Origin of the sequence: Bacillus sp. SA1-12 (assembly GCF_000981385.1) — a bacterium.
Lineage (GTDB): Bacteria > Bacillota > Bacilli > Bacillales > Bacillaceae > Metabacillus.
Map to the genome: position 1 here is coordinate 24,782 of NZ_LATZ01000005.1, position 13,215 is coordinate 37,996.

A 13,215-nucleotide genomic window follows, 5' to 3' on the forward strand; every position below is an offset into this window, starting at 1 on the left:
TTTTAGCTCCTCCAACTTCACTTTAATACGCTTATTTCAGCCCGGTTGTCGAAATGCCCTCCACAAGGTACTTTTGGAAGAACAAAAAGATGATAAACACTGGCAGCAACGAAACAATTGACATTGCAAACAATGGTCCCCATTCCGTTACAGAAGAAGGATCGGAAAATAATCGTAAGCCTAGAGATACGGTAAATAAATTAGGATCGTTTAAATATATTAATGGCCCCATAAAATCGTCCCATGTCCAATAGAAGGAGAAAATAGCAACAGTTGCCAATGTCGGCTTCATCAATGGAAGGATAATCCGGTAAAAGATTCCGAACGTGCTGCATCCATCAATAACGGCCGCCTCGTCTAATTCCTTAGGAATTCCTTTAATAAACTGGATCATTAAAAAAATAAAAAACGCCGATCCGCCAAAGAAAGCGGGTAATGTTAATGGATTATACGTATTTACCCATCCAAGTTTGTGGAACAAAATATACTGTGGAATTAACGTCACTTGTGTAGGAAGCATGATCGTTCCTAACAAACAAATAAACAAAATTCGCTTAAACTTAAAATCCAAACGGGCAAAGCCAAAGGCTACTAAAGAAGAAGAAAAGATTGTGCCGATTACGACAAGTGATGTTACAAATGCTGAGTTGACAAAGAAGGAACCAAATGTAATATCTCCAAAACCTTCCCAGCCTTTAACGAAATTTTCCCATTTTAGAACAGAGGGAATCAATGACGCTGCATTTTTGAACACTTCTGATTCCGGTTTTAAAGAACTGGCCAATGTCCACAAGATTGGATAAAGCATGGCAAAACCGATGGCTATTGTGAAAAAGTGAAAGATAAAGCTTCCAGTCGATTTTTTCATTTTTACTTCCCGCCTTCCGACTCATAATAAACCCATGCAGATGATGACTTAAAGATCAATCCGGTAAAGATCGCTACAATGATTAACATAATCCACGCCATCGCAGATGCATATCCCATCTGAAACGTCGTAAATCCTTTCTCATACAAATACACCGCATAAAATAACGTTCGGTCTAAAGGGCCCCCTGCCGTAATTAGAAAGCTCTGTGTGAAGGTCATAAAACCACCAATAACCTGCATAACTAAGTTAAAAAAGATGACGGGAGTAAGCATTGGAATTGTTATTCTTATAAACTGACTAAATTTGTTTGCACCATCAACCGCAGCTGCCTCATATAGTTCAGCCGGAATTTGCTTAAGTCCAGCCAAAAAAATCAACATTGGAGAGCCAAACTGCCAAACAACAAGAAGAATTAATGTCCACAATGCAAAATTCGGATCTGAAACCCAGTTCGGACCTACCACTCCAAAATAACCAAGAATGCCATTAATAGCTCCTTCAAGACCGAACAGCTGCTTCCACATAACGGCGACAGCTACACTCCCGCCTACAATCGAAGGGACATAATAAACAGCTCGGTAAACACCGATCCCACGCCGAGGTTTTACAAATAACATCGCTACAAACAAAGCGAACGCAAGCTTTAATGGAACAGAGATAAACACAAACGTAAAAGTTACCTTAAGAGCTGTCCAAAACCTCGGATCTTGCGTAAACATAGTGATGTAATTCTCGATACCGATCCATTTTGGAGTTGTTAACATATCATAATCCGTAAAAGACAAATAGAGTGAAGCAATCATTGGTCCGATCGTAAAAATAAGAAATCCAAGTAACCAAGGTGAGATAAACGCAAGTGCTGTACATTCCTTTTTCAAGCTTTTCTTTAAATTAGCAATTTTTATACCTTGTTGAGTGACCAATTCTACATTAGGCATCTCTTTTGTGTTTGTATTCGCTTTCAATCTTCGCACCTCCAATGGTATGAATAATTGTTTATTTGTTACCTGCTAATATTTCTTCCGCTTCTTTTCGGAATTGAGTGGCAGCTTCTTCTACACTGATGTTTCCATAATTTAATTGCTCTATTATTCGATCAAACAGTGTGCCTACTTCACCTGATCTCGGTGGATCCGGAGGATAAATCGGGCTTGAATGGGTTTCAACACTTTCAACATAGTCGAACATCTCTTTCGCTGCATCATTCATTTTAGGCCTTAAATGCTCCCGAACTTTTTCTGAGATTGGGACTCCTCTTTCGGCAGCAAGTATTTCATTTGCTTCTATATCATTAGTAATAAAATCAATAAATTTTGCGGCAGCTTCCTGATGTTTTGATTCCTTTGAGACGGAGAAAAACTGAGATGGCTTTAAATAGAGCCCCTCTTTTCCATCTGGAGTGCTTGGAAAGACGGCTAATTTAATATCTTGTCCAGCTGATTGCTGTAAAGCAACAATTTGGTTGCTATGGAACCAAATAAAAGGCGACTTTTCGTGAACAATTAACTCATCTTCAAGACCTTGTATGGCTGTTGTTACCTTCGGCGGTGCTGCAACGCCTTCATTCATCAAATTTTCCCAATATTGCAGGAAATCGATTAGTAATTGGTCACCTTCATATCCGAGTCCCGTGCCTTCACTGTTATAAACTTCGAAACCATGCTGTCTTAAATAAATGTTAAACCATGGCAGAACATTGGCTACTCCCCCTGCCCCATACACTCCTTCTCCGAATTTTTCTTGAATCTGCTTGGAGAATTGAGCGTAATCCTCCCATGTATAACCTGGCTTAAGCTCCTCTATCCCCACTTTTTTGAGCATTTCAGGATTATACGCAACCGCCGGCGAATTCGTGCCTAAATTAACGGCGTAAAGCTTGCCATCAACATATCCGCCTTCAATATGCGCCTTTCCAACATCACTTAAATCTAATGCACCTGAATCAACATATGAATTCAGATCGACAATAAGATCACGATCAATGTATTCCATTAATTTCGCATAATCCATTTGAATAACATCCGGCAAGTTTTTACCCGCTGCTGCAGTCGCTAATTTTTGCCAATAGCCATCCCAGCCTGTAAATTCAGGAATAACGTGTATGTCCGGATTCTCTTTTTCAAATAATTGTATAGCCCTTAAGGTTTTATCATGGCGATCTTGAGATCCCCACCAGGCAACTCGAAGCTGAATTTTTCCGTCTTTTACCCCTGTATTCGCACCGTTTACTGTAAAACTGCAACCCGACATTAAACCTGCCAATAAAACGAAAATGACAACAATAGATACTTTTTTCACGTGGTAAGACACTTGCAACTCCTCCTTGGCGGTTATCTTTTACTATGATTTACATACTTTGTTTCAGCACTTTTTTGACAACGCTTTCATTTCCCTTTCTGCTCTATGAAAAGCATTAGAAGTGCTTCTACCTTCCGTCTGGGAAATGACCATGTACAATAGCCTCCTGATTTTTGAGTTATTTCAATTATAGTAAAAATCCGAAAACTGCGCTTGCTTCTCGTTGTGTTTTTTACTATGAAAATTTAACTCTCGTTGCTGTATAATTTTGAATCCCGCAAAAATAGAGGAAGAAATTAGTCTATTAATTAGGAGGCCTTGTAACGTAAAAGGATAAGGTGATGACAATAAACAACATGTTGGTGCAAGTTCTGGAAGTCATTGAACGAGTAATAACGCCGCGGGTGAAAGAAAGAAGGTTATTTGTTATGGATATTTTTAATCTTGCACGAAGAAGTTTAGATTTTTAATGAAAAATACTAATGTATAAATATATTCAAACCTCTTGTTGATTGCAGAGAAAATAATATGAGATTAACGAATAACAACTGGTCATACTCAACAGAAACACCCCTTATAGAGCTTATTATAAGGGGATGTTTTTTACCTAACAAGACAAACCGCCAATTTGACTGGAATCTTCCAACTTTTTCAAATCCAGTTAATACGTCTCAGTATTATTTATCTCCTGTAAACGTTATTCCTTTTACAAAATAACGATTAAAGAAAGAATATAGAATGAGAACTGGCATTGTAAAAACCATGGATGCTGCCATGATGTAATTCCAATAACTTATGAATTGCCCTTTAAACGTATTCAAGCCTAGAGGCAGTGTGAACATTTCTACATCTGACATGACAATAAGCGGTCTCATAAAGTCATTCCAAAATCCCATGAACACAAAGATGGTTTGTGCTGCTAATGCCGGCTTGGCTAATGGAAGGACGATCCGGAAGAATGTGCCTATTCTCGTTAAACCATCAATAGATGCGGCTTCTTCCAGCTCTTTTGGGAAATTAAGAAAGAATTGACGCATCATAAAGATGAAGGTGGCATTGATCATCGATGGAACGATCATTCCCTGATAGGTGTTCAACCAACCTAAATTTTTTAAAATCAGGAAGTTTGGGATCATCGTCACTTGGGATGGAATCATAAGTACTGCCAAAATGATGATAAATAATCCCTTTTTGCCAGGAAAACTTAATCTGGCCAATGCATACCCTGCCATTGAATTAAAAAGAAGATTGAGGATTGTTCCGACAACCGCGATAAAGATACTATTAAACAGCCATCTAGGAAAATATTCTTGTTGGATAAAGATTTGCTTATAATTATCAAGAGTAAATTCCTTCGGCCAGAAATTGATCGTTCCTTGTAAGATTTCTTCTAATGTCTTAAAAGAAGAAGAAACGGCCCATAAAAATGGAATAAGTGTGGCAATCGCATACGAAATAAGGATCGTATATAAAATAACTTTCCCAACTCCATTTTTTCTCATTTTGTTCCCCTCCTAATATAAGTTCTCTTCTTTTGAAAACTTTCGCTGCAGCAAAGTTGCCAAGAGAATGACTATTGCCAACGCTAAGGCCATAGCCGCTGCATATCCCATTGTTCCTAAATTTTTAAATGCATATTGATAAACAAGAAGAACAACAGTTAATGTGGAGTTGTTTGGACCACCTGAGCCTTTTGAGAAAATGTACGATTGATCAAATAATTGAAATGTTCCAATAAGCCCCATAATGATAACGAATGAGGTAACCGGCTTTAATTGTGGAACGGTTATATACCAAAATTTCTTCCAAACATTCACTCCATCAATTTTTGCCGCTTCATAAACAGAATCCGGAATATCTTGTAATGCTGCCAGGTAAATCGTCATAAAGAAAGGGGCAGTTGCCCAAATATTCATGATCATTATGGCGGGTAAGGCTACTTTAGGATCACCAAGCCAGTTATAACCGGATAAGCCAACTATGCCTAGCAGCTTATTTATAAGGCCATTTTGATTGTACATCCACATAAAAATTAGCGTTAAAACCGCAGAAGACGTTAATGTAGGCAAAAAATATATAATTCGGAACAACTTTTCTCCTTTTAACCCTGCATTTAGTGTTGTGGCTAATACTAGGGCCAAAAGAGTCTGTGTCGGTATGACAATGATGACATACTTAATCGTGTTCCAGAGGGCAATCTTCGCCCGGTCGTCATCCATCAACTTAACAAAGTTATCTAATCCCCTAAAATCATAGGATGAACCTCCTAATAGTTCTACCTTATGAAAAGATAAGAAAATCGCATAAAGAATAGGGGCTACAATAAAAACAGCTAATACAAAAATCGTTGGGAGCATAAAGGTGTAGCCTTGCCCAATCTCATAGAGGGTGTATTTCTTTTTTGCTCTTCTCACATTTATCAACTCCATTGTCCTATGTCTTCTGGATAACCGGAATAAGAGTCGAGCAAAGAGTACTATCTGTACTCTTTAGCTCTTTTATCTCATTCATTAATCGTGATTTCCTTATTGGCTTGTTTTTGAGCTTTCTCTAATGCCTTTTGTAATGGTTGTTCACCTAAATAGGCACTTAAAAATTGATTATTAAAGTTTGTCACAGCGATCGGTAAATATGGTCCATCCTGCCAAACTGTTGCATAAGAGGCTCCTTTTACTAATGAGCCACGTAATGGATCGCTTTCAAAACCTAATTCCTTAGCGACTGATTTTCGGGTTGGCAGGGCATATCCTTTGCTTGTCCACGTTTTCATACCTTCTTTACCTGTTAAATACTCAATTAACTTCCACGCAGCCTCTTTATGCTCTGAATCTTTATTCATGACATATGCGACAGTGAAAGCCATTGTCCGTTTCTTTCCTTCTACTATCGGTACTTCTGCTGTACCGTATGATACGTCCGGAAAGGTATCACGCAAATAAGGAATAGCCCAGTTCCCTTCAAAAACCATTGCTGCTTTTCCTTGTCCAAACATCTCAATTCCCGAGTCCGCTCCTACTTCATTCGGTTGACCTGCAGACTTTTCTTTCAAACGCATATCAAAAATTGATTGAAGGCCATCTGTTACTTCTTTACTGGCAAAACTTGCTTTGTTACCGGTCATCACCTGTCCGCCCCTTGACTCTGCCAAAAAGTACAACCTTGCTAATTCTGGGGTAACCCCAAAACCGTATACTCCGTCTTTTGTTAACTTTTTCGCTGCTTCCTGAAGCTCGTCCCATGTTTTAGGGACCTCAACACCTGCTTCTTTCAGCATTTTTTCATTGTAAAATAAAGAAAGAGTTGAGTAATCCTTAGGAAAGCCATATGTTTTTCCCTTTTGTTGAAAGGCCTGTAGCATTGGCTTTTCAAAATCAGCTACATCAAATTCGTCATTAACGTATTTATCCAATGGCTCTAATACCCCAGTTTCAATTAACGCTGGTGCTTCAAAGGCATCCAAATAAAAAACATCAGGGCCTGTTCCGCCGATTAAACGTGTTTTCAAAATATCCATATACTGATCTGCGATTACATCGTGCTTTACTTTAATATCAGGATGTATCTTTTCAAAGTCCTCAAGTGTTTGTGAAAGCAGTTTTGCCTCAGTTGGTGTTCCGCCCCAGCCGCTTAGCACAATCTCCGTTTTGCCATCTTCTTTAGCACGCTGGTCCGGTGAACAGCCAGCAAGTAAAAGACTGGAGATCAGAGTAATCAAAACCACCCATTTATATGACTTTTTCATCGAAATCCCCCAGTTGGCATTATGACATCACAATCTCATATTCAGTTGTATTTTCTAAAACTTCAATTATCGACTCATCATTCTCTCTTATTACTCTTAATGAAACTCTTCCGTTGCCTACGGCCATATCTTTAACAGTTAGCTCATTCATAGCAGGCAGCAATTGAGGATAAAGATGAATCTCCTTTTTCGCTGCGTCTGGAAAAATTCCTAAAATAGTTTGAACGAATAATAACGGTGTTCCGGCTGCCCAGGCTTGCGGAGAACAGGCAACTGGATATTTAACCGGTTTTCCCTGGCCCTTCGAATAACCGCAGAATAATTCTGGTAATCTGTCATATTCAAAATAAGAAGAAGCGTCTATCAATCCTTGAATCACCCTGTTCGCTTCAGCTTGTTTTCCTGCTTTGCTAAGTCCAAGAACAATTAAACTATTATCATGCGGCCAGATACTGCCATCATGGTAGCTCATCGGATTGTATCCTGCTTCCTCTTCGGCCATCGTCCGGATTCCGTAGCCTGAAAACATAGCAGGAGAAAGAAGCTCCTTTGCCACTGCCTCAACTCGTTCAGAAGATAAGATACCGGACATTAACAGGTGACCTGGATTGGATGTGATCGTTCCAACCTGCTGCTTATGTTCATCAAGTGCAATTGCATAGTAAGAAACATCTTCCATCCAAAACGCCGCTTCAAATTTCTCTTGTAGAGCCTTTGCTTGATCACGGAGAGTTTCCGCTTTTTCAATCTGGTCAACCGCCTCATATAGATCGGCTAAACCAGTTTTTGCTTGGTAAACATAACCTTGTACTTCTGAAAGTGCAATTGGTGTTTTCGCATATTCACCATTACGATGGACAACAGAATCCCCAGAATCCTTCCAGCCTTGATTTGCAATCCCTTTGCTTGACTCCTGATGATATTCAATAAACAAATCACCATCGCGATCTCCGTATTGATCAATCCAAGTTAAAGCCGCTTCAATGTTTTGTTCAAGATCTTTTACAAGTTCAAAATCACCTGTCCATTTTACATATTCCGTTAACAATATTAAAAATAATGGTGTGGCATCAATTGTTCCATAGTAAGGTGTAAACGGAATCTGATTCGTATTCGCCAACTCGCCAAAACGAATCTCATGCATGATTTTGCCGGGCTGTTCATCCCGCCAAGGATCCACACTTGTCCCTTGCTTACTTGCCATCGTTAAAAGAGTACCTTTGGCGATCTCCGGGTTAAATGCTATCATTTGAAGAGCAGCAATTAAACTATCACGACCAAACGGCACACCAAACCAAGGAAGGCCTGCTACTGGGAATTGCCCATAGCCAAGATCGGTTAACAATACGTTTAAATCAGCCATTCCCCTATCAATAAGTCGTTGTAACGGCTGGTAATCCGTAGTCACTTTTACTGTTTTTTCTTCCCACTGCTTATAGGATTGTTTTAACTTGTTTAATGCGTCTTCAACACTTAGGATCCTTTGTTTTTCTTCATTCCCGATTTGAGGCTGAATCATAAATGTGACTGTTTCTTCCTCACTATGAGCCAGTGTAAAGTTGAATTGGATGCTGCCATCTTCTCTTACCATTTGAGCCGGTCGGTCCCATTTGATTTTTGTGCCCCGATTAATATCATCTGCGCCTATGTAATGATAGGTTAGTGACTGATCATCAGCCGTCTGCCCTTGACGCTTGCCCACTATCCCTGTTTGAAATCCACGAACAATAAACATATCAGTAAAGTCAACATCCAAATGAATACTGACATCAAAGGTTACCGCTTTTGGAAAATAGTTTTTCACTTTGATTGTTTCATAGAAAACTCCATCATAAATAAAGCGCTCACGTTTGATTTCTACAGACTCCCTCCATAAAATCAACTCTCCATCCTTCTCCATATGAGGGTTTGTTAAAAGAATGGTTGCCATATAGTTTTCCGTAGCATCAGAGGAAAGTAAAATAGGCTCCTCCCCGTTGATTCGTAAATCTAATTTACTTAGAAATCTAGTGTCTTTCGTATAAAGCCCCAATCCGTACGGATGGTTTTCCGGAATATTCCCCTTTGTGTCTGTTAACAAAAATAAATCATTTTCTTTAATTACTCGATAATTCATTTAATTAGTCTCCTCTCATCATCCGAAACGTTTTGGTTTTGTTGAAAAGAAAGAAAGGAGTGCTTCTCCTTTTTATCCGAAACGTTTCGGTTTTTGGCTGAATAAAAACCACACTTAATTGTGGTTTTGTGCTGTCGTTTCACGGACGACCAAGTTTGTTTCTAGTATTTTTTTATGCGATATTGTTTTTTCTTCTAAAATCTCAATTAGCAACTTGCCGGCTTCATATCCCATCTCATAAATACTTTGGGCTATTGTTGTTAATGGAGGACTGATATAGGAAGACAGAAGGATATTATCATAGCCGACAATAGAAATTTGATCCGGTATGCTCAATCCCAATCGTTTAACCGCTCTTATCGCCCCAATCGCCATTAAATCACTCGCACAAAAAAGCGCTGTTATTTCAGGGTTTGTCTTTAATAATTGATAAACCTTTTCTTCAGCTATCTCCTCCTCGAAGGCACCATTAATGATCCATTCCTCTCTGAGTGGAACATTTGCTTCTTGAAGAGCCAGCTTAAACCCTTCCAGTCTTTTTTGACTTACAAATGCAAATTCATGCCCATTGACCATCGCGATTTGACGGTGACCAAGTTCCAATAAATGATTGACTGCTTTAGTTGCTCCCAGCACGTTATCTGTCGTCACATGCCCGACCGTTTCACTTTCAATCGGGATATCGATTAAGACACAAGGAATATCACTGTTAACAACCTCCTGTAAATAAGGATCATCTGTCTTTATCCCTTGGATAATCGCACCGTCAACCCTTCTTTCCCGGCATAACTGAGAATATGTTTTTTCACGTTGCCTTGTCGAGTCAGTACTAAATAACACTAGATCATAATCAGTTTCAGCAGAAAATTGATTCAGTCCGCGCAGCACTTCAAAAATAAGGTTATCCTTTCGGCTTTGCTTTGTCATATCTGAAACGAGTAAACCGATTGTTTTTGATTTATTCATTACTAGGCTTCTAGCAAGCGTATTTGGACTGTAATTCAGCTGCTTCGAAACAGCAATAATCTTTTCCCTTGTACTTTCACTCACATCTGAGTATCCGTTCAAGGCCCGCGAAACCGTTGTCACTGAAACGCCAGCAACTTTAGCAATATCTTTTATGGTTGTCATTCGCAACCCTCCAAAACGTTTCGGATAACTTTTTACATTCTAGCTCCTATCTAAATGATTGTCAATAGGAAAACGCATAATATAGGTTTAGTGACAGGGGAGTGGTCCTAGATTTAGGTATAAATTTAGCTGCACATACAAAATGGTCAATTCATAAAATATCGCATGATTATTTATTTAACCAAAATCATATGAGAAAAATAACTGTATATTTCCATTCCAATGCCTTTCTAATATCGTACAACCTTCATACCATGCAGCCCCTATAGAATATATTAAAAGTAATGAAGCAATACCAAGTTGAAAAATAATTTTATTGTTCGTTGTCATAAATATTTTTAATAGGATCGTTAACAATTTACAGACCTTCTACATAAGAAAAGGGATCGAACCCACGGCCCAATCCCCTTCATCATTTTCCTTATTTATAAATCAATACCTTACCAACTGTGCCATCCGTGCTCTCACCAACAACACGGAATTTCAAGCCCTCTTTTGGCAGAATACGCCCAGCATCAACAAGGCCTTTGTTGCTGTAATCTTTGCTATCATCAAATAATGGATATAACTTTGTATGGTTATCCTTCATTGTTAAACCGTTGATACTTGAATAATCCAAGAACATTTTGCTGGATTTTTGAAGACTAAATGCAGCATCATGCAATTGATAGCGCGCAGCACCAACACTTCCGTCGCTCCAGTAGTTTGCCTTCTGGTCTGCATCTACAACTCCCAGGAAGCCTTCTCCAGGGTGAACGCCTGTCCAGTTGTTATCAAAGGAATTGTCCACATACCAAACGACCAGGCCTTCGTCATATTTCATTACACTTTCGCCGCGGGTAATATGCGCCAAGCCTGCATCAACATCATGATGACTTCTCCATTCTAATAGGTAGTAGTTTTCAGAATAAAAATTCCCTTCATCCTTTTTAAAGCCATCTAATGAAAACGCGGATGCTCCCTCGGCATTATCTGAAACAAGTGTGTTGCCATCTGCGATAATGGCAATGTCATCTACATAGAAGCCTGGCATGGCCACGGCCACATCTGACCAATAATTAAATCTTACGTCTACTTTCTTGCCTGCATAGGCAGAAAGATCAAATGCTGCATCAACCCATCCATTTGAATTTCCCGTAATACCATGGCCAGGGTTTTGTTCATTCGGATCGGAATCAGTGGTAATATTTCCTTTTACTGTTGCCCACTCGCTTGCGCCCGCTTCTTTTACTTGCACAGACGCATAATCCCAATCTGTTTCAATATCATACCAAGCTTTAAAGGTAAGTTGGGCATTTGTTGCCTGGGTTAAATCAACAGTGGTTGTCATGGAATGATCAAGCTCATCGCCGCTGCCGCTGAAGTATTCATATTTTCCGCTTACCGGTGTGTTGACAACTGTCTTCTTATCAGGCAAATCGATTCTGACAGCATCATTATTTACACCTTTTGTAACGGCTTCATCTAATAAAAGCGTTGTTCCTTCTTTTGTAATATATTTTTCATCAATTGTTGTTCCGGATAACCAGTTACCGCCATGGGCAGCTTGTAAAAACTCTCTTGCATACGGGCTGAATCCAGTTGGCTCTGTACCAGGCAAGATCCCTGCCCAGCTGCCCGCTGACATAATCGACCAGTAGGCAACCGGCTCACCAGCACCGCTGTAGATTGTGTCATACTCATCTGGAAGCCCAAGGTCATGGCCATATTCATGGGCAAACACCCCTGCCGCGCCATCCTCTGGTTCAATTGTATAATCCCATGCACCTAATAGCCCGTTGAATCGATCACTATCAGATTTTGCACCTGGCACAGCCACTGGTCCAGTGCTAAGCTTTGAACGGTGTGACCAAATAGCATCACCTGCAAGCTTGCCGCCGCCAGCTTCCTCACCAACACCAGCATGAACGACCATTAAGTGGTCAATAATGCCGTCCGGCTCAGCATATACACCATCTTCGTCATAATCATCGCGATCCCATTGATCATATTCTGTTAGATTGATAGACGGGTCCTTTGCAGCTTTTGTCAATGCCTCGTAAACTAGTTCACGCGGGCGTGCATCATTGCCGTCAGGAGCAGGATCATTTTCCCCATAATACTTCGCAGGATGATCGGCAGTATACCAGCCGGCTACCTTCCCTTTAACCGAATAGCTGCCGCCTGATTGCTTCTCATAATATTGCTTCATCGAAACGAAGTCTTCTCCATTTGGCCCTTTATATCCAGTATCGCCAAAAATCATATCCTGGAAGTGGCTAAGCGGGTAATTCTCATAAAACATATCTGTTTCTTCTTCTGTAATTGAGCTATTTGGATAGTCAGGAAAATCAATCGCTAGTACTAAAACATTATCTTCCCGAACCTCACCTGAATAGTCCTCTTCCTCTACTGGTGCAACTGATTTTGCTTGTCCAAGCTTATTCCCTTTTCCATTTTTCAAGCCTTGCTTGACCACTTCTTTTGCTCCTTCAAGCTTTTTCATCGGCTTCGGAAGTTTGTCCTTAGTGGGAGCAGCCTTCTCTTTGGCTACTAGGTAGTCTTGTAATACCTTTTCCGCTTGTGCTGGTTTGGCATTTTTCGCAATCCTGCCCTGTTTTTTGAGCATTTCAATTAATCTTTCATCATTTGCAATGCCCAGATCCACTGTTGCTCCAAGAGATGGTGAGGTTGCTTCTTTCAGTGCTGTTTCAGCTGCTGCCTTTTGAACAGGTGTAAACGCACCAAAAGCAAACGTACTCACCCCTAGTGCCACCGCCATAGCAGTCTTAATCATCTTCCCCTTTTTCAACCAAATCTCCCCTTTATCCTTTAATCGAAATCCTAACAAAATGTATTTCGACTCTCGAAATAAGGAGTCCTTTTCAAAAGATAAAAATGAATTAATAGTCCTTAATCACTCCTTTAAGATAGTACTTTAGTTCAGGTGAATTGAGTCAGATTTTGTAAGATTAAAGGGAAATTATTATTTCAGACAATTTTACTAATTCGTTTACTATCGTTATATTAATGATTCCTTATCGCCAATGGTCTATTTTTCTCACGATCTATTATTAT

At 39.7% G+C, this 13,215-nt stretch carries 9 protein-coding genes; all 9 read right to left on the reverse strand.

The genetic code is table 11. From position 1 onward, the window contains the following. Positions 1-31 precede the first annotated feature (31 nt). The 9 genes from WQ54_RS04685 to WQ54_RS04730 all read right to left on the reverse strand — a co-directional run bounded on the left by WQ54_RS04685 (position 32) and on the right by WQ54_RS04730 (position 12,949). Entirely contained in the window at positions 32-868 is an 837-nt protein-coding gene (locus WQ54_RS04685; RefSeq protein ID WP_046512837.1) for a carbohydrate ABC transporter permease, read from the reverse strand. Between the two features lie 2 nt (positions 869-870). Further along, positions 871-1,836 carry a carbohydrate ABC transporter permease gene (locus tag WQ54_RS04690; protein WP_231597449.1) on the reverse strand — a complete coding sequence of 322 codons (966 nt, stop codon included), beginning with the start codon at positions 1,834-1,836 and terminating at the stop codon, positions 871-873. Between the two features lie 31 nt (positions 1,837-1,867). Further along, complete coding sequence (locus WQ54_RS04695) at positions 1,868-3,181, reverse strand: ABC transporter substrate-binding protein (protein WP_052737662.1); 1,314 nt, start codon at positions 3,179-3,181, stop codon at positions 1,868-1,870. 665 nt (positions 3,182-3,846) lie between these two features. Then, positions 3,847-4,671 carry a carbohydrate ABC transporter permease gene (locus WQ54_RS04700; protein ID WP_046512839.1) on the reverse strand — a complete coding sequence of 275 codons (825 nt, stop codon included), beginning with the start codon at positions 4,669-4,671 and terminating at the stop codon, positions 3,847-3,849. A 12-nt stretch (positions 4,672-4,683) separates the two neighbouring features. After that, positions 4,684-5,526, reverse strand: coding sequence for a carbohydrate ABC transporter permease (locus tag WQ54_RS04705; protein ID WP_046513201.1), 843 nt, complete (start codon positions 5,524-5,526; stop codon positions 4,684-4,686). Positions 5,527-5,672: 146 nt separating this feature from the next. After that, entirely contained in the window at positions 5,673-6,911 is a 1,239-nt protein-coding gene (locus tag WQ54_RS04710; RefSeq protein ID WP_046512843.1) for an ABC transporter substrate-binding protein, read from the reverse strand. A 19-nt stretch (positions 6,912-6,930) separates the two neighbouring features. Further along, positions 6,931-9,027, reverse strand: coding sequence for an amylo-alpha-1,6-glucosidase (locus WQ54_RS04715; RefSeq protein ID WP_046512846.1), 2,097 nt, complete (start codon positions 9,025-9,027; stop codon positions 6,931-6,933). Positions 9,028-9,141: 114 nt separating this feature from the next. After that, the gene (locus WQ54_RS04720; RefSeq protein ID WP_046512848.1) at positions 9,142-10,158 is read right to left on the reverse strand and encodes a LacI family DNA-binding transcriptional regulator; all 1,017 of its coding nucleotides are present in this window, start codon (positions 10,156-10,158) and stop codon (positions 9,142-9,144) included. A 421-nt stretch (positions 10,159-10,579) separates the two neighbouring features. After that, complete coding sequence (locus WQ54_RS04730; protein WP_046512854.1) at positions 10,580-12,949, reverse strand: immune inhibitor A domain-containing protein; 2,370 nt, start codon at positions 12,947-12,949, stop codon at positions 10,580-10,582. Positions 12,950-13,215 lie beyond the last annotated feature (266 nt).